Annotated in this window: 17 protein-coding genes; 9 read left to right on the plus strand and 8 right to left on the minus strand. The window is 66.2% G+C overall.

What is annotated here, in order from left to right:
• Positions 1–182: 182 nt before the first annotated feature.
• Both WEB52_07695 and WEB52_07700 read right to left on the minus strand, forming a co-directional pair.
• Positions 183–377, minus strand: a complete 195-nt coding sequence (locus tag WEB52_07695) for a hypothetical protein (GenBank protein MEX2226314.1) — start codon at positions 375–377, stop codon at positions 183–185.
• A 43-nt stretch (positions 378–420) separates the two neighbouring features.
• On the minus strand, positions 421–1,149 hold the full coding sequence (locus tag WEB52_07700) for an SOS response-associated peptidase (protein ID MEX2226315.1): 729 nt from the start codon (positions 1,147–1,149) through the stop codon (positions 421–423).
• 75 nt (positions 1,150–1,224) lie between these two features.
• On the opposite strand from WEB52_07700, the gene WEB52_07705 reads away from it, so the two are divergent.
• The 8 genes from WEB52_07705 to WEB52_07740 all read left to right on the plus strand — a co-directional run bounded on the left by WEB52_07705 (position 1,225) and on the right by WEB52_07740 (position 8,609).
• Positions 1,225–1,500, plus strand: a complete 276-nt coding sequence (locus WEB52_07705; GenBank protein ID MEX2226316.1) for a hypothetical protein — start codon at positions 1,225–1,227, stop codon at positions 1,498–1,500.
• A gap of 244 nt (positions 1,501–1,744) precedes the next feature.
• On the plus strand, positions 1,745–1,924 hold the full coding sequence (locus WEB52_07710; GenBank protein ID MEX2226317.1) for a hypothetical protein: 180 nt from the start codon (positions 1,745–1,747) through the stop codon (positions 1,922–1,924).
• Between the two features lie 80 nt (positions 1,925–2,004).
• A complete protein-coding gene (locus tag WEB52_07715; GenBank protein MEX2226318.1) occupies positions 2,005–2,970 on the plus strand; it encodes a MoxR family ATPase in 966 nt (321 codons plus the stop codon).
• On the plus strand, positions 2,970–4,196 hold the full coding sequence (locus WEB52_07720; GenBank protein ID MEX2226319.1) for a DUF58 domain-containing protein: 1,227 nt from the start codon (positions 2,970–2,972) through the stop codon (positions 4,194–4,196). The genes WEB52_07715 and WEB52_07720 overlap by 1 nt, the downstream gene beginning before the upstream one ends.
• Complete coding sequence (locus WEB52_07725; protein MEX2226320.1) at positions 4,193–5,560, plus strand: DUF4129 domain-containing protein; 1,368 nt, start codon at positions 4,193–4,195, stop codon at positions 5,558–5,560. The genes WEB52_07720 and WEB52_07725 overlap by 4 nt, the downstream gene beginning before the upstream one ends.
• Positions 5,561–5,634: 74 nt before the next feature.
• The gene (locus tag WEB52_07730; protein MEX2226321.1) at positions 5,635–6,585 is read left to right on the plus strand and encodes an alpha/beta hydrolase; all 951 of its coding nucleotides are present in this window, start codon (positions 5,635–5,637) and stop codon (positions 6,583–6,585) included.
• 130 nt (positions 6,586–6,715) lie between these two features.
• Complete coding sequence (locus tag WEB52_07735; GenBank protein ID MEX2226322.1) at positions 6,716–7,942, plus strand: CaiB/BaiF CoA-transferase family protein; 1,227 nt, start codon at positions 6,716–6,718, stop codon at positions 7,940–7,942.
• 193 nt (positions 7,943–8,135) lie between these two features.
• The gene (locus WEB52_07740) at positions 8,136–8,609 is read left to right on the plus strand and encodes a hypothetical protein (GenBank protein ID MEX2226323.1); all 474 of its coding nucleotides are present in this window, start codon (positions 8,136–8,138) and stop codon (positions 8,607–8,609) included.
• A 24-nt stretch (positions 8,610–8,633) separates the two neighbouring features.
• Here the strand turns inward: WEB52_07740 and WEB52_07745 are convergent, their stop codons facing one another.
• On the minus strand, positions 8,634–8,945 hold the full coding sequence (locus WEB52_07745; GenBank protein ID MEX2226324.1) for an MmcQ/YjbR family DNA-binding protein: 312 nt from the start codon (positions 8,943–8,945) through the stop codon (positions 8,634–8,636).
• A gap of 111 nt (positions 8,946–9,056) precedes the next feature.
• The gene (locus WEB52_07750) at positions 9,057–11,306 is read right to left on the minus strand and encodes a tetratricopeptide repeat protein (GenBank protein MEX2226325.1); all 2,250 of its coding nucleotides are present in this window, start codon (positions 11,304–11,306) and stop codon (positions 9,057–9,059) included.
• Between the two features lie 589 nt (positions 11,307–11,895).
• On the opposite strand from WEB52_07750, the gene WEB52_07755 reads away from it, so the two are divergent.
• On the plus strand, positions 11,896–12,042 hold the full coding sequence (locus tag WEB52_07755) for a hypothetical protein (GenBank protein ID MEX2226326.1): 147 nt from the start codon (positions 11,896–11,898) through the stop codon (positions 12,040–12,042).
• A 24-nt stretch (positions 12,043–12,066) separates the two neighbouring features.
• Here WEB52_07755 and WEB52_07760 read toward each other — a convergent pair whose 3' ends face one another.
• The 4 genes from WEB52_07760 to WEB52_07775 form a co-directional block, all read right to left on the minus strand.
• The gene (locus WEB52_07760) at positions 12,067–12,390 is read right to left on the minus strand and encodes an MmcQ/YjbR family DNA-binding protein (GenBank protein ID MEX2226327.1); all 324 of its coding nucleotides are present in this window, start codon (positions 12,388–12,390) and stop codon (positions 12,067–12,069) included.
• A 147-nt stretch (positions 12,391–12,537) separates the two neighbouring features.
• Positions 12,538–15,234 carry a DUF11 domain-containing protein gene (locus tag WEB52_07765; GenBank protein MEX2226328.1) on the minus strand — a complete coding sequence of 899 codons (2,697 nt, stop codon included), beginning with the start codon at positions 15,232–15,234 and terminating at the stop codon, positions 12,538–12,540.
• Positions 15,235–15,547: 313 nt separating this feature from the next.
• Positions 15,548–17,092 (minus strand): methyltransferase domain-containing protein, encoded by a 1,545-nt coding sequence (locus tag WEB52_07770; GenBank protein ID MEX2226329.1) that lies wholly within the window; start codon positions 17,090–17,092, stop codon positions 15,548–15,550.
• A 54-nt stretch (positions 17,093–17,146) separates the two neighbouring features.
• Positions 17,147–17,879: serine hydrolase domain-containing protein (locus WEB52_07775; GenBank protein ID MEX2226330.1), on the minus strand; the 733-nt coding region annotated here is incomplete at its 5' end.

The following is a 17,879-nucleotide window of genomic DNA, read 5'->3' on the forward strand; positions in this document are numbered from 1 at the left end:
GCGGGCTTTCAGCCCGCGCTCGACCCGGTTGGTTGAAGCCGGCGCTCGATTGGCCGAAGTTCGCACACTCCGCGTACGGGCGGGATTTCGGACCGCATGAAAAGCCCCGCTCCTGGAGCGGGGCACGGCATTTCTTTGCAGGAGGTGCCCGTGGACGGTCACGGGGCCCCGTGCCTGCCTGTCTACAGCAAGATGATGAGCAGAATGACGATGAGTATCAGGACGAGCAGTCCACCACCGATGTACATGCCTCGTACCTCCTTTGCTGTGTCGAGTGTGCCATCGCAGGCGTCACGGGCGAGTGCAGAACAACATGCCGAATGTTGCGGAACAGTATGCGTTGCGGCCGCGGCGATGCTTTCGTTATGCGTGCGCATCAATGCGCGATGATGTGTCGCAGTTGGCGGGCAGCGCGCGTGGCTAGAGCAGGCGCGGTGACGCGACGTCCTCGCGGTCGCCGGCGGCTGCGAGGCAGGCTTCGTCGTCGTTGGCGACGGCGTTGACGCGCCGCGAGACTTCGGTGGCGACGATGGCATCGTTCGGCGCGGGTCGTAGCAGTTGGCGCAGCGCCTGCTTGTCGACCTTTGCCTTGTCGGCGGGGCGGAAGATCCAGTCGTCGACGCGATCGGGCGGCAGGATGACCGGCATGCGGTCGTGGACCGGCGCGACGACCTCGTTCGCATCGGTCGTCAGAATCGCGAAGGTGCGCGTCCACTTGTCGGTCTTGGGATCGCGCCAGGACTCGTAGAGGCCGGCGAAGAGCAACATGCCGCCGTCCGGGGCGTGGTACCAGTACGGCCGCCGCGCCTCCTTCGTGCCGGCCCACTCGAAGAAGCCATCCGCGGGGATGGCACAGCGCCGCGACTCGAAGGCGTCGCGAAAGGCGGGACGGTTGTCGGCGGTCTCGGACTTGGCATTGATCTGGCGAGCAGCGCCTTTCATGTCGGGCGCCCACGAGTTCACGAGGCCGAACTTCGCCGGCAGCAACTGGTGCTCTTCCTGCTTCATGCGGACGATCCAGTGCTGGTCCGTCGGGGCGATGTTGTAGCGCGGCCGGTAGAGCGCCACGACGGAGTCATCGAACTCCGCGCCCAACTCGGCAGCGAGTTGGCGGAAGTCCTTGCGGGTGAGCGTGAAGCGTCCGCACATGGGGACAGGATATCGGAGGCCGGAGGTCGGAGGTCAGAGGTCGAAGTCCCTCGAGACTGAGGTAGGATCGTTCACATGTCGCCGAATAAGCCAAACGTGCGCTCGTCGCTCTTCGTTGTATGGACGGCGTGGTTCATTCTCGGAATTCTTGTGGTAGTCGCTCTTGCAACGCAGGGACGCTCCGGCAGTTCGGCGAGCGCCACGCAGCGCTTCGACCGCATCGCTGCGGCCGCGGCGGAGGCCGAGTACCGTGCGACGTATCACATCTCTGGCGTCGCAGGACCCATCGGATCGCTTCGGCTTGTGTACGCGCAGGATCGGTTCGGCGACCTGCGCGCCGACCTCATTTAATGCTGAAGGTCCGGGACGTGTCCGAACCATCGTGGTTGACGGCGGAGACCACGTATTGTGTGACGCCGGCGCGTGTCAACACAGCGGCGCAAGTGGCGGCCATGACGTTGACTCGGCCGAGCGGCGTTTCCTGGTCGTGCTCTCACATAAGCAGCGCATGGTTGGCGGCTACGACGGGAGCTGCTTTCAACTCTTGTTTACCCCGTTTTGGTCCTGGGAGGAGTGCTACACAGAAGACGGGGTCTTGCTCCTCTCTAACGGGCTGGGACTTGGCATCTTCCTGGCCGAGTTCTTCCCCGAAAGTGAGACGTTGCATGACCAACTCACAATGGTCGTCGAGGAATACTCACACTCAGTCGACGACGACGACCTGGACGCGCCGCTTCCCTGGGTAGAGCCGCGCGATCCGCCGCAGCCGCGCTAGCGGCAACGCTCGACGGATCGCCCGATGGTATCCTGATCGTCGCCGCTGAACTACATTCAGTCACTGGAAATGAAGCACGCATGACTGCAGAATCGCGCGCCGACGTCGCCGTTGTACGAGATGCCGTCGAGCGAATCCGTGCGAACGTCTCGAAGGTGATCGTCGGCTGCGACGACGTGATCGACCTGGTGCTCGTGGCGATGCTGTGCAACGGGCACGTGCTGATCGAGGATGTGCCGGGCACAGGCAAGACGATGATGGCGAAGGCGCTTGCGCGGAGCGTCGGGGCGGAGTTTCGGCGCATCCAATTCACGCCTGACCTGACGCCATCGGACGTCACCGGCATCAACTTCTACAACCAGAAGTCGGGCGAGTTCGAGTTTCGCGCGGGGCCGCTGCTCGCGCACCTGGTGCTGGCCGACGAGATCAACCGCGCGACGCCGCGGACGCAGAGCGCGTTGCTGGAGGCGATGGCTGAGCGGCAGGTGACCGTCGACGGCGAGACGCTGGCGCTGCCTTCGCCGTTCGTCGTGCTGGCGACGCAGAATCCGATCGAACTGGAGGGCACGTTCCCACTGCCGGAGGCGCAGCTCGACCGCTTCCTGCTGCGGCTGCGCATGGGCTATCCGGACGCGAGCGATGAAGACGCCATCCTGGTGCGCTTCGAGAGCGAAGACCCGTTGGCGTCGTTGCAGCCTGTGATCGAGGCGGCCGAGGTCGTGCGGCTCGGCGCTTCGCTGACGGGTGTCCACTGCGAGGCCTCCGTCCGGGCGTACCTGACATCGATCACGCGGGCGACGCGCGAGCACAGCGCCGTCGAGCTGGGCGCGAGTCCCCGCGCATCGCTAGCGCTGTTCAACGCGGCGCGCGCATACGCGGCGATGCGCGGGCGCGATTACGTGCTCCCCGACGACGTGCAGCACCTGGCGGCGCCGGTGCTCAGCCACCGGATCATCCTCAGTTCGCAGTCACGGCTGCGCGGGCGCGATGCGGAGTCGTTGGTGCGGGAGATCGTCGAAGAAGCGCCGGTGCCGGTAGCAGGCTGATGCTGCGTGATGCGTGGCCGCTGCTGGCGATCGGGGCGATCGTTGGCGGGGTCGTTGCCGGGAGCGTCTCGGTCGTTGCGCTGGGGCTGCTCGTTGGGGCGGCGTGCTACGGCGCGACGCTGTGGGCGCGCTGGTCGCTGAGGCGGCTCTCGTATGAGCGCGTGATGCCCGAAGACCACGTCTTCCCGGGCGAGCACATCGCCCTGCGGCTGCGGATCACGAACGACAAGCCGCTGCCGCTCACGTGGATCGAGGCGACGGAGCGCTTCGGCCCCGGAGTCGTCGTGGTCGATGAGCCGAATTTTCGTCCCGGAACGAGTACGGGCGCCGGACTGAGCGATTGGCGCACCTCGGTGCGAAGCCATCAGCGCGTGTCGCGCACGTACGAGCTGATGTGCGCTGAGCGTGGCGTGTACGAGATCGGCGGCGTACGGCTGCGTTCGGGCGATCCGCTCGGGCTCTTCACCGACGACCGCGTCGAGGAGCGCCGCGCGCGCGTGACGGTGTACCCGCGGACGGCGCCGCTCGGGGACCTGTCGTTGCCTTCGATACGGCCGTACGGCGAAGCGGCTGGCGGCGCGCGTATCTTCGAAGACCCATCGCGGATCGTCGGTGTGCGCGACTACCGGCCGGGCGACAGCCTGCGACGCATCGACTGGAAGGCGACGGCGCGGCTCGGCGTGATGCAATCGCGCGTGTACGACCCGTCGGCATCGCGGCACCTGCTGTTGTGCCTGAACACCCAGACGACGGACCCGGCGTGGGCGGGGGTGGTGACGGAACTGCTCGAACGCTCGATCACGGTCGCGGCATCGATCGCGCGCGACGCGTACGAGGAGCGCTACAGCGTCGGGTTGCTGGCGAACAGCACGTTCCCGGATGCCGACCGTTCGATTCGCATACCGCCGGGGCGCCGCGCCGAGCAGTTCATCCGCATTCTGGAAGCGCTGGCCGTCGTGACGCCGTTCGTGCTCGAGCCGCTCTCGGCGATGCTCGATCGCGAGGAGCACCGGTTGGTGGCGGGGACGACGGTTGCGGTTGTCACCGGGATGATGACGGACGAGTTGGCGTCGGCGATCGTGCGGCTACGCCGTCGCGGGCACACCATGGTCGTGCTGAGCACGTCGGGCGAGACGTGGCCGGAGCGCCTGGGCGACGTCGACGTGCGCGATCTGTCGCGGGTCGATGCGCCATGGCGAGCGGCCGCGACTGAGGGGGCGACGTGAGCGCGGGCACGCTGCGGACGCCGCTCGCGCTGGCGGTCGACGTGCTGTGGGGCTTCGCGGCGGTGGCGATCGTCGTTGCGTTCTTCGGACAGGGCGACGGGCCGGCGCCTTCAATCCTCAGCGTCGCCGCGGTTGTGGTCGCATCGTTCGTGCTAGCGCGCGTACTGCAGCCGACGGGAGACGAAACGAGCGACGTCCGGACGGGGGGCATGCTGGTGAGCCTCGCGCTCTTGTTCGTGATCGGCGTGCTGACGTACAGCGACGTGCCGTGGGACTTCGGCTGGCTCGCCGATCTCCTCTCCCAGCCCGCATCGGTCATCGAGCCCAACGGCCACGTCATCGCGGGGATGGCGACGCTCACTGCGTTCTGGATCCGTGGTGTACGGCACGGCACGCGGCACGATCTCGACTTCGACGCCCTGTTGTTCAGCGTGTCGCTCGGGTTCGCGGCCGTCGTGATCGCCGCGCTCGCTACGCCAGCCGTGCAGGGCGACATCTCGTGGGGCGCGCTCGCGTTCGCGTACAGCATCGTCGCGCTCGCGGCGCTTGCCGTCTTCAACACGTCGCCACGCACCGACTTCGCATCGATGGCTAACGGGTGGCCGCTCGCGATCGGCATGCTTGCGCTCGCCGCGCTCGCACTGGCGCTCGTCGCTGGCACGCTGGACCGGGACGCGTTCGACGTGTTCTCGCCGCTCGTCGCGCCATCCGAAGCAGGCGGTCGCGTCTTTGGCGAGTACGTACTTACGCCCATTCAATGGATGATTTGGCAGCCGTTTCGGTTGCTGCGTTGGATATTGGAGGCGTTCTTTGCGGATCCACGCGAGCTTGAACCTCCGCGACGTGAACCCGCCATCGATGAAGAGCCGCGCCGTGAGCCCGGCGAACAGCCGTTGTGGTTCCGTGTGCTGTTCACGATCGCGATGACCCTCGGTGCCGTTGCCATCGGCGCGCTCGTGCTGTTCTTGCTCTGGCAGGCGTTTCGGCGCTACGTGCGCAGGCGGGTCACCGATCCGCGCGAGCAGCGCGAAGACATCGAGCCGGCGTCATCGCTGGCGGGCGACCTTGCATCCCTGATTGGCGCGCTCGGGCGGCGCTTCCGGCGCGGCGAGGGCGCGGCGAGCAGCGTCGCGGTCCGACGGCTGTACTTCGACATGTTGTCGGCGGCGGAGGAGCGAGGACTCGAGCGCTCGCCGTCCCTGACGCCACTGCAATTCGCGCCGGCCCTCGACGCCGAGTTCGCGTCGGACGCGCCGTCGGCGATCAGCGCGGCGTTCGTCGAATCGCGTTACGCAGGTCATACGATCGATGAGGTGCGCGTGCGCATGCTGCGCCAGCGCTGGCGGGACGCGCTTCGTACGTAACGGACGAAGCTTCGCGTCCCTTTCGCCAGCGCACCGACGCTCTATGATTACGGGATACGAGGAGATAGAGACGCATGTCAACGTATACCCGCGGCGATACGCCGCTGCACCCACAGGTCGCCGAGTTGCTGCAGGTGATGGATGCTGCGCGTTCGATGCGCGTGCTGGACGCAACTGCACAGCGCGCGTTCGACGACGTCGCCGCGGCGGCGTTCAACGCGAATGTGCCCGCGCTACGCGTCGAAGAAGAGATTGCGATCCCGGGGCCGGACGGGCCTATGCGGGCGCTGGTGTTCGCGCCGAAACCGCGCAACGGTGAGTTACGGCCCGTGGTGTTGCACCTGCACGGCGGCGGCCTCGTGATCTTTAAGCCGGAGGCGACGGCGCGCGTCTCGAAGGCGATCGCGATGGCGGCAGATGCGGTGGTCGTCAGCCTGGACTATCGGCTGGCGCCGGAGCATCCGTACCCGGCGGCTCTTGATGACTGCGTCGCGGCGTACCGATGGCTGCGCGCGAACGCCGCATCGCTCGGCGGCGATCCGACGCACGTGGCGATCGCGGGCGACTCCGCGGGCGGGAACCTCGCGGCGGTGACGCCGCTGCGGCTCATCGAAATGGGCGAAGCGCCGCCAGACGCCGTGGTGTTGATCTCGGCGTGGCTCGATCTGACGATGAGCAGCGCTTCGTCGCGGCGGTTCGGCCCCAACGACCCGCTGATCGACGACGCGGCGCTCTCGTTCTGGCGCGGGTGCTACATGCCGGACGCGTCGCGCTGGGCGGAACCGCTGCTGAGTCCGGTGAACGCCGGCCTGTCGTCGTACCCGCCGGTGTGCGTCGTCGTGGGCGCGATCGATCCGTTCTGTGACGAAGACGTGCAGTTCGCGGAGAAGGTGCGCGCCGCGGGAGGCGATGCCGAGGCGCATCGCTACGACGGCATGCCGCACTGGTTCCCGGTCTTTCCGCAGACGGCGGACCTCACCGACTACGCTGACCGCATCGGGGCCTTCCTGCGGCGCGTGATGTAGCGCGCGGGCTGTTCGCCTTCGACGTGCATGGAGATTCTTACGCCGTCCGACGACGGGCGCGTGACGACGCTGGTCCCCTTCTTCTGCTTCGCCCTAGCGCTCGCCGATGGCTCTCGCTTCAATGTGCGGCATGGGACCGCTTGATGGCATTCGCATTCTCGACTTCACCTGGGCGCTCGCGGGGCCGTTCGGCACGATGATCCTCTGCGACATGGGCGCGGAGGTGTGGCGCATCGAGCCGGTGGGCATGACCGAAGCGGAGCGCGCGCCGGGGCCGGTGGTCGACGGCGTCAACCTCTATTACTTCAGCCTGAGCCGCGGCAAGCAGGCCGTACACATCGACCTCAAGTCCGACGCAGGGCGCGAGATCGCGCTGTCGCTCGCCGAGCACGTGGACGTCGTCACCGAGAACTTCAGCCCGGGCACGATGCAGACGCTCGGCCTGGCGTACGAGGTGATCGCGGCGCGCAACCCGCGCATCATCTACGCGTCGACGTCCGGGTTCGGGCAGACGGGGCCGGCGTCGAAGCGCGGGGCGGTGGACGTGATCGTCCAGGCGATGAGCGGGCTGATGAGCATCACGGGGCACCCCGACGGTCCGCCGGCGCGCGCGGGCTATTCGATCGGCGACATGGCGGCGGGCATGTTCACGGCGATCGGTGTGTTGGGGGCGCTCGTCGAGCGCGAGAAGAGCGGCAGGGGTCAGTACCTGGACGTTGCGATGCTCGACGCGCAATTCGCGCTGCTGGAGAACGCGATGACGCGCTACTTCGCGACGGGCGCCGTGCCGGGGCCGATCGGCACACGGCATCCGCTGATCACGCCGTTCCAGGCATTCGCTTCGGCCGATGGCTGGCTCGTCGTGGCGGGGGTGAAGGACTGGGCGTTGTTCTGCGCGCTGCTTGAACTCGACGCACTGGTCGCGGATGAGCGCTTCGCGACGAACGCCGCACGGACGGCGAACCATGCCGCGCTCGAGCCGCTCCTCAGCGACGCGTTTCGGCGGCGGACGACTGACGACTGGATCGCGGCGCTCGAAGGTGCGTGCCTGGTGGCGCCGATGCACACGATCGCCAGTGCGGCGGCGGATCCGCAGGCGAATCATCGCGAGATGTTCGTCGACGTGCCGGGCGGCGAAGGTGGCACGGTGCGCGTCGTGAACTCGCCGCTGAAGTATTCGCGGACGAAGGTGCAGGTCGAGCGCGGCGCCGACCGGGTCGGCGCGCACACGGCGGACGTGCTCCGGCGCGTGCTGGGCATGAGCGATGAGCGCATCGACGACCTGCGGCGGGCGGGCGTCGTGCAGACGGACGACGATGCGCCGGATGAGTCGAGGCGCACGCGCCCGCCGCTGTGAGGCGAGCCGTCGCGGCTGTACTCGCGCCGTCCGCGTACCGACGCGGCGGCGTTTCTTTTTGCGTTTGTCGCGCGGTCGTCGCTCGATCGGGTGCGTACGTCGCTATAGTTGTGGCGGGGGCGCGATCGTATTACCCGTCGAATCGAAAGCGAGGTCTGCGATGACGATGTTGAGTCATGCACGAAGGGGACTGATGGTCGCCGCGTTGGGCGTGTTAGCGCTTGCAGAGGCCGCCTGCGAGCTTGTCGGGCAGGGCGACCTGCCCGTGCAGAACGATCTCTCCGGCATCGGCGCCGACAACACGGTGTTCTATGCATGGGAGCACGAAAGCGGCGACGTGTGGCCGCCGACCGGCATGCTGTCGCTGGCGGTGCGCGGCGACGACTTCGGTTCGCCGCCGAGTTACGGCATGGACGGTTTCCTGTACGTGGTGCGCACGGACGCCGCGTGCCCGATGCGCGAGGGCGGTCCGGAGGTCTTCGAGCTGGCCGACGTGACGATCGTCGGCGTCGTGACGGTCACCGGCGGCACCGTCAACCAGGTGCTGAGCACGCCCGACACGGCGGGGGTGCGGCAGGACCGCTGGGCGCTGATCGAGATCGGTGAGTTCAGCGCGACCGAGCCGGGGCACGCGATCCATCGCTGCGGGACGGTGACCTGGTCGTAATCGCCGGGCGCTCGCGGCGCGTCGCTACGGGACGAGCGCCGCGAGCCGCTTCGGCGCGATCATGCGATAGCTGTCGGTGAGCAGCGATTCGACTTCATCCCAGTCGATGTCGCCGGCATCGAGGTAGAGGCCGAGCCAACCCTTCGGGCCGAGATACGACGGCATGAAGAAGCGCCCCCTGTACGCCGCGATGAGCGCTTGCTGCTGCCCGGGCGCCGCTTTCACGTTGACCGCGACCCGCCCGTCGCCGTGGTGATCGTCGAGGTAGTACGCGAACGATTTGCCGCGCACTTCGAACTTGACGTGCTGCCGTTCGCGGGCCGTCGCTTCGGGCAACTCGGAGTGCGCCGCGAAGCACGCTATCGCCGGCGAGATACTGCCAAGAGTGCGGGATCAGAGCCCAGGAGTAGTACCAGACTCGGTGTGCACTATCACACGATAGGTGCGCTAGCCGCGGACGAGCTCGCGAATCTCGGCCAGAGAGAGTCGTTCGCCTTCACGACGCAGGTCGTCCAAGTCTTGGTGAGACAGCGCCCGAATGACTGCGTTGGACACCTTGTCGTGTTCCGCGAGGTCAGCGGTCCAATACACAGCGCCTTGCGTGCGCATCTGCCGCTCAGAGGCCGCGAGCAGCATGGCTGCGTGACGCATGGACCGGACCCGACGATCCTCGTCAGAGCGAGCAGAGAGGACCTGAGCGTACCCGAGCAGGCACTCAGCGATGCCACGCTTGCTGCCGAACTCCTCGTGAACCCCGATGCTTCGATCGAGCAGGCTCATCGCCTGCTCGAATTCTCCGAGGCGGCAGGCCGTAAACGCCAAGCAACAGAGCAATCGGGCTGCGTCGCCACGATCATCCGTCTGCTCGAATTGTGTGAGGGCCTCCTGGTAGTGTGCTGCGGCTCGCTCATAGTCGCCGCTGATGCGCGCCACTTCCCCCATGTTCGTGAGGATCGAGGCCACGAGCCATGCATCGCCGACCTCACGCCCTAATTCCAGCGCATCGTTCAGCGACGCAACGGCATCGGCGGGATGTCCGATGCTCATGCCAACATTGCCGAGATGCATGAGCGAAAGCGCACAAAAGTAACGATCCCGCGTGTCCTGCGAGGTGGCGAGGATGGCGAGTGCGTTATGAAGGCGCGCCGCCGCATCCACTGCCTCGCCCTGCGCCATCAAGAGCACGCCAAGCGTGAACTGCGAAACGCCGCGCAGGTGGACTTCGGGTGACTCCGCCAGGAGCCTCGCCGATGCCTCGTAGTGATTACGCGCGCCGTCGAGGTCGCCCTGCCACATCGCGAGCGAGCCTGCACCGCTCGCGATCATGCCGCGTTCGTGGCCCGTCGCTCCCGAGCGTTCGAGTCCGCCTTCAGCCCACCGCCGGCCTTCGCTCAGGAGACCGCGTCGGTACCAGTAAAAAAAGAGGCCGTAGACAAGCTGCGCCATCGCTTGGTTGTCGCCTTCCGACTCCGAAAGCGTCGCCCTGACATTCTCATACTCGATGTCGAGCAGGTCGCGCGCCTCGACATACTCCGGACTAAAGAGGCGAGGTTGCGTCTGATCTACGAGGTCAATGAAGTAGCGCACGTACCGGGCTTCCACGGCGGCCCGCTCGCCGGAAGCAGCGAGGCGCTCCAGGCCGTGGCTCCGGACTGCGTTCAGCAGTCGAAACTGCAAGCCGCCTGCGCGATCGCGTTCGCGCTGCAACAGACTCTTGTGTGCGAGGGCGTCTAAGGTATCGAGCGCCGTCTCTTCATCCAACAGCTGGCAGACGGCATGGGCGGACTGTGGCGTAATCCGACCGGCGAACACCGCCAGGCGCTCATACGATACGCGCTCGTCGTCGGTCAGGAGCCCGTAGCTCCAGTCGATCGTGTTGCGCATGGTGCGCTGACGCTCGGGGAGGTCACGACCACCACGGGCGGCAAGCGTGAGCGCGCTATCGAGCCGCGCCAGTATAGTCGTCGGTGACAGCATCGAGATACGCGCAGCGACGAGTTCGATCGCTAGGGGCAGGCGATCAAGCCGCTGACAGAGCTCGGCGATCGCCTTGATGTTGCCGCTGTTCAACTCGAAGGTGGGATCGACGGCGCGAGCGCGGTCAACGAACAACGCAATCGCCGGTGAGGACACTGCCTCACCAGCCAGCGGCAGGGGCAATACGGTGACCAATTGTTCCCCCTGGATGCGCAGGGGCTCGCGGCTGGTGACGAGTGCCGTCAGGGAGGGCGCACGGAGCAGCAATTCCGAGAGGGAGGCGGCGCCCTCGATCAGGTGCTCGAAATTGTCGAGGAGTAGCAGGACGGGACTCTCATGAACGCGATCCGCGATCGCCTCCACCAACGGCCGCTCGCTTGCCTCGCGTACATCGAGGGCGCGGGCGATCGTCTGCAAGACGAGGGCGTCATTATCGACGGGCGCGAGGGAAACGAACACGACTTGACCCTCGAACTGAGGAGACAGCCGGCGCGCGCTCTCGAGCGCCAGCCGGCTCTTACCCACGCCGCCGGGTCCAACCAGGGTGACGAGCCGCGTCCGAGGTTGCCTAAGACGCTGCACGAGGTCTTCGAGTTCGTCCTCGCGACCGAAAAACCGTGTGAGCGGGACGGGCAGGCTCGCGCGGGTTTGACCGGAACCATCCACCTGCGCTCCGGCGAAGCGCTCCGTGAGCATGAGCGCGAGGTCGTTTTCGATCAACTCCTGTAGCTCGTCCGATGATGAGAATTGCTTGTACGACACGCCGTCGCCGTCCCGGATGCGCTGCAACAGGTCGGCAAGCCGCGGCTCTCGCTTCGGCGCCGGGCGCTTGATGTAGATGAGCTTCGGGTGCGACATGGCGAGGCGATATTCGTCCTCCAACCCGGACGTCTCCATGTCAGGCGCCACCCAACCGTAGCTCTCCCAGTAGATGCCGATGAATACATCGCTCTGCGCGAGGTACGCTCGATATAGTTCCTTCGGTGGATGCGGGCGTGCGCCGCTCTCAAAGGCGACAGGCGAGAGCCGCAGGCGACGGATGGCTTCGCGTGCTGCGGTCCGCTCAGTCGCCAGTTCCTGCAGCGTTGAGCTCACGAAGACGCGGAGACGTTGGTCGGGCGTGCGGATCTTTCCGTCTGCCATGGGGAGATACTACCGTGCAGGGCCGGGTACGAGGCCGAACCCTATGACGCAATGGCGTCTATCCATTCACGGCTCGCGGGCCGTCGCTTCGGGCAGCGAAGCGGCGATCGCGATGATGAGCTTACGGCGTTGATCGACCGTCGATGTTCTTGACACGCGCTCACCTTTGCCGCCAACCGTCAACCAGATGCTGAGCACGCCAGACACGGCAGGCGTGCGGCAGGACCGCTGGGCGCTGATCGAGATCGGTGAGTTCAGCGCGACGGAGCCGGGGCACGCGATCCATCGCTGCGGGACGGTGACCTGGTCGTAGTCGCAGGGCGTTCGCGGCGTATCGCTATGGCACGAGCGCCGCGAGCCGCTTCGGCGCGATCATGCGATAGCTGTCGATGAGCAGCGATTCGACCTCGTCCCAGTCGATGACGCCGGCATCGAGATAGAGCCCGAGCCAACCTTTCGGGCCGAGGTACGACGGCATGAAGAAGCGCTCCGGGTAGGCGGCGATGAGCGCCTGCTGCTGGCCCGGCGCCGCCTTGACGTTGATCGCGACGCGCCCGTCGCCGTGGTGGTCGTCGAGGTAGTACGCGAACGACTTGCCGCGCACGGTGAACTTGACGTGCTGTTGCTCGCGGGCCGTCGCTTCGGGCAGCCGCAAACACATTTCGACCACACGCGCGGCGTGGGTCGGCGGCCTTTCGCATCGCTTGACGTCAATTCGATCGCTATTCGGTGTTGGTCAATTCGGCACGCTTGCCGTGCGGGAGGCCCTCGACGAGGGCCTCCCGCTGATAACCGGCTTGCGGCTGAGTTATTTTCCGACGAGCACGTTGCGCGTCGAGCCGTTGTTCACCAGGACGGGGTCGAACGTGGTGGTTGCCGCCGTGGCGATACTGGTGATCTGCCCCTTTGAACCCTTGACGAGGACATAGACATTGAAGGATCGGGTCTCGCCCGCTCCCATGGAGCCCATGGCACAGGTAAGGGTCGTCCCGGAACGCGTACAGCCGCCAGAGTCAAAGCTATAGCTGGTGCCTTTGGTCGTTGGAAGCGCTTGCTGGACGACGACTCCAGCCGCGTTTCCAGGGCCGCTGTTCGCGACCGTGATGGTGTACTTAATCGTCGATGACGACTTGTAGAGGTCAGCATTCGACGTGAGTGAAACGCCGATATCGGCAACCGCAATGGTGGTGTCCGTGCTGGCAACGTCGTTTGAGTTGTTCAGGTCGGCGGTGCCGCTGCTGACGCGCGCATCGTTGTGCGCGACGAGGAGGACGCCCGGCCCGACAGCGACTTGAATCGTCATTGTGCGCGCGGCACCCGAAGCCAACGAATTGAAGTTGCAGCTCGTCGGTCGGGCATTGTCCCCGGGGATGCCGAACAGGCACGATGCGCCGCCGCTTCCGCTCACCGAGAGGAGCGAGACACCGGCCGGCAGGAAGTCCTCTACCACAACGTTGACGGCGGTGGATGGGCCGTTGTTCGTGACCCCTAGCTGGTACGTGATGATCGTCCCCGCGTTCAACGGGTCAGGCGCATCGGACTTCGTGAGTGCGAGGTCGGCGACGGGAACAATCGTTAGCCCGTCGATGGATTCATTGTTCGCCGTGTTCGCGTCCGTGGAATCCGTCGTGACGAGGGCGCGGTTGTTGAAGTCACCGCCCTCGCTGGACGTGAACTTGGCGGTGATGATGGCGCTGCCGCCAACCGGCACCGTGCCCAGGTTACACGTGAACTGTTTGCCGCCCGGGATGCTCGTTGGAGCGTCGCAGGGGTTCGGAGAGCCGGCGAAGCCTTCGAACACAAAGGTGGGCGTCTGCAGTGCGTAGTTGGACGGAGCGACGTTCGTGAGGAGTGTGTCCTCGACGACGACGTTGCGCGGCAATCCAGGCCCCGGGTTATTCACGAGGATCGTGCATGTCACTTCCTGGCCGGCGAACGCTACGTTATCCGGCTTGCAGATCTTCGTCAGCTGTAGGTCTGCGTCGTCCTCCAGGTCAACCGGGATCTCCTCGATGCTGAACTCGAGCTCGTATTGACCGCCGGCGCTCACGTCCTGCGCGCCCACACCATAGTCGGGTCCGCCGAACGCGGCGTTGAGTACGTTGTAGTCGTCGTTGTCACCGGCCTCGAGCTCTAACGCGGCGGCGAGGTAGCAGTCCAGGAAGATCCCGACCTGGAACCGGTGATCGCCGAAGTAATCGTCGAGACAGTCCTGGTCGTATCCATGAGCGCTCACGTTGACGCTCATGCCGTCCGCCACGTAGTAATCGAACGAAGCACCAGAAAAGGAGATCTCGCCGTCTCCGAGCAGGCCCCCGTCATCGTCGTAGTCGTTCATGTTGCCATTGGCGAACGTCGAGAGCCGGATCCACTCGGACGGTGCGCGGTCAACGTTCATCCAGAAGAACGTGCATTCGCAATCGCCGGGGTCGAGATCCATGTCCTCATGCAGGTCCATCCGATTGAGGGTGAGATTGAAATGGCGAAGCCCGTCGGGTGGATAGACCCAACCCGCCTTGATCGTACGTGAGTAGACGTCGGAGGGAGCGGCGCCACTGCCGTCGAGCGGGATAGTAACGTGCAGAGACGTGGGATTCACGGCCGGCACGGGAACAATGATCGGCGCCGCGCTGAGGTTGTTGCGCGGTCCGTCCTCCACCGACCAGGCGAGAACGGCGCTCGACGACGGCTTCGATGGAAGCTGCACATCGAACTCGTAGTCATCGTCGATCGGTGTTTCGTTCGTCGGACACGCGAAGTCCGGATCGGTGTCCTGGATGACGATGGCGGCGCCGCAGTAGAGCACATCGGTAACGAATCCGGCACGTCCGTGGATCCAGAGGTCCGTGGTGGTCGTGCGTACCGGCGTCGATCCGGTGCCCGGAATGGTGCCCATCTGATCGCGCATGCTAGCCATGGCGCGCGCGGGATGGATCTCGGACCGGGCGCGCTCGATACTGTCTACTTCGGTGGTGTGCCCGCAGTCGTAGATGTGGTGGCCGTTGGTCCAAACGCGGTCGCCCTTATTCGGCCACGCCCACTTTGGCAGCGTGCGTTCCGGATCGCTTCCCGTCTCGGAGGGGTGCGTGCCGATCTCCCACTCCACCTCGAGGGTATCCGGCCCGACGGGCGCCGCCTTGTCCGGATTCACGATCGACAGCAGACCTTCCTGCCCGGGATCGAGCAGGATGTCGACATTGATGTCATGAGAGTCGTGCACTACCGGGAAGTCCGTGTGCGTGATCTCACTCTTGAGCGCGACTCCAGTGGCAGACTGAAACGGCTCGGCAGGATTCACCCAGGCCCACCCCGGATCGGGGATATCCACCGAGAAGAGTCCGAGGTAAAGCTGGAAGTCCGTGCAACCGGTCGCGATTCCGTCCAGGGGATCGGGTTGCGCGAGGGCGACGCCGGGGTCTGACGGTCCGACTGGGACCGCAGCGGCAACGAGAAACCCGAGCGCGGCTGCAGCGGAGATGAGTACACGTTGTATGGCTCGCTTCATGCAAGCAAGTCCTTCCTGTTGTTGTCAGATGTGTTGAGGTCAGAGGTATGCCGCGGCCGGGTCGCCTCCTTTCCTGGGCAGGTGACCGTCACGACGCGCTCCCCCCCATGCAGTAGCGCGGCGATACGATGAAGGCGGGGTCGAACGGATGGTCGCTAAGCCGGGCGGTGGTCGGAGGAACGGCGCCCCATCTCGCACGCTGGCTCCGGGAGAGATGCTCCGGAGCACTCTGTACAGCGCACCGCTTAACGGCGGCGCAAGTGTCTAACAGCGTCCAATGGATTGTCAAGCATTATCTTAGATCGCATCTCGGCTACCGGGTGGCTGGCTGGCTGCCCGTGATCTCGGGCAGATGCTCTTCCTGGTAGTGATGCGCGCACACCATGAGCAGATAGAGTCCGCAGGGCACGGTGCCGCCGATGTCCGGCCAGTAGAACGGCGCCGTGTGCGCGAGCGATGATGCGGGCGTCGCTTCGATCGTGGCGAGCAGGTCATCGAAGACGGTGGCCGAATCATCGAGCACATCAGCCCAGGGCCGCTCGCGCGCTTCGGCCATGCGGGCGCCGTTGAAGGCGTCGATGGAGCCGTAGCGGCCGATGCCCACCGGATAGCCGGAAAGCGACATGATGGCGGGCTCGCGCGAGCCGGCGGCGATCTCCTGGAGCGCGGAAGTTGTCCAGCGCTCCCAGCCCGTGATGTGTCCGATGATCTCCTTCATGGTGCGGCCGTCGGCCGTCCACGGCGTCGATGCCTGCTCGCCGCTCATCTCCTGCGTCTCCTTCATCAGCGCGTAGCGGCACGAACGCATGATCTCGATCAGCCTTCGCTTCTGCTCTTCGCCGCGCAGCGATAGGGCGATGCGCAGTTCGTCGTGGAGCGACAGCGGCGGCGCGCCGGGCTCGCGCGATGGTGCGGCGGGCGGTTCGATCGCGAAGGGCGCGGGCACGGCGCGTACTTCTACGCTGTCGCGCTCGTCGTCTGACCCCGCGGACGGCGCCGCTTGCGACGATCCGGCGCCGGCGGGCGCGATTGCGCCGGGCATGTGCTCCGGCGTGCCGAATTCGTGCGGCGTCTCCTCTTCGAGCGTGACAGGGGCGGCGGCAAAACCGTTCGTCGACGGCCAGGGATTCGACCCGAGCGGCTTGCGGCTGTACACCACGATGCTCTTGGGGAGAATGCGGTTGCCGATGTCATCGAGCGCGCTGACGATGCGCGATGCGCGCGTGCGCGGCGAGTCGAGGGCGCGCCGAAAGACGCTGGTAACAGGCCCTTGCTTGCCCCAGTCGCTCCAGAACGCGATGTGACTGAGCCAGTACAGCGTTTCGAGCGAATGACGGTATCGCACGGCGTAGGGGTGCAATCCCGCCGCGCGCAGCAACTGCACGACGCGCTTGCGCTCGTAGATGCGCACGTGGCCACCGGCGTGCGTGCGGTAGTTCTTCGAGAGCTTCCAGAACACCTTCTCGGAGTACTCGTCGGGGACGCTGACGGCGAGGATGCCACCCGGCTTCAGCACGCGCACGAGTTCGCGCGCGAGCAGCGCGTCGTCATCGACGTGCTCGAGCGTCTCGGTGCAGATCACGCGGTCGAACGCGTCATCGACGAAGGGCAGGCGCTCGCCGGCGGTCTGCAGCCAGTGCACGCGCGCTCCGACCTCGTCGCGGCGACGCATGATCTCGACGAGAAAGCGGCCGATGCGCAAGTCGTTGCGCGAGATGTCGGCGCCGAGCACCGTCGAGGGCTGGCGCGCCAGTTCGAGCACGTGGCGGCCGGTGCCGCAGCCAAGATCGATCACGCGATCGCTCGCGGAGATATCGAGAAGCTGCGGGTCAATGGACTGGAAGCGATCGAGCGGCATCCTTGCGTCCTCCCTATCCGTCGCCGGCGCCGACGGTGCGTGCGCTGCCGCCCGTCATGGTGCGGGGCTGACGGCGCGCCGCGCAACCCGGCTTGCGAACATGTAGTGGGGGCGGCCATCCCGAAAGTCGCTGAAGACGACGGGCTGGAAGACGCCGCTTAGCGGCACCTGCTGCACGAACAGCGCCGCATCGACCGGATACATGGGTACGGCGGGGAACTGGTCTTCGGCCGTGGCCAACGGACCGGTGTTCACGGTCTCGACCATGAGACGGCCATCGTTCAAGGTGATCGTGATACGGAGGCCGTGGCGTTCGTAGACGCCGGTGTAGGGTGTGAGGTCGATCTCCGGCGCGATCTCGGGCGGCGCCGCTCGTGCCGGCATGTCGATGCCCATGATCTGTCCGAAGAGCCAGCGCATGACGCGGCTGGCGAGCAGGCTGCCTCCCACGGAGTTGGTCAGCAGCGCGACGGCGAATTGCTCGTCGGGCAAGATGCGCAGGCTGGATTGCTGGCCGATCGTCCCGCCATCGTGGCCGATGACGCGGCGGCCGCCCCAGTCGAAGAGCATCCAGCCGAGCCCCCAGTGCGAAGCGAATTCGCCGGGCGACGCGGGCAGCGTCACCTGGGGCTCAGTCATCGCGCGTGCGGAGGCGTCTGAGAGCAGGCGCTTGCCGTCAGACGCGACGCCGCCATCGAGGTGCATCTTTGCGAAGGCGAGCATATCGCCGACGGTCGAGCAGGGGGGGGGGGGGGGGGGGGGGGGGGGGGGGGGGGGGGGGGGGGGG

The sequence above is a fragment of the Dehalococcoidia bacterium genome, assembly GCA_040902535.1.
GTDB lineage: Bacteria > Chloroflexota > Dehalococcoidia > DSTF01 > JACRBR01 > JBBDXD01.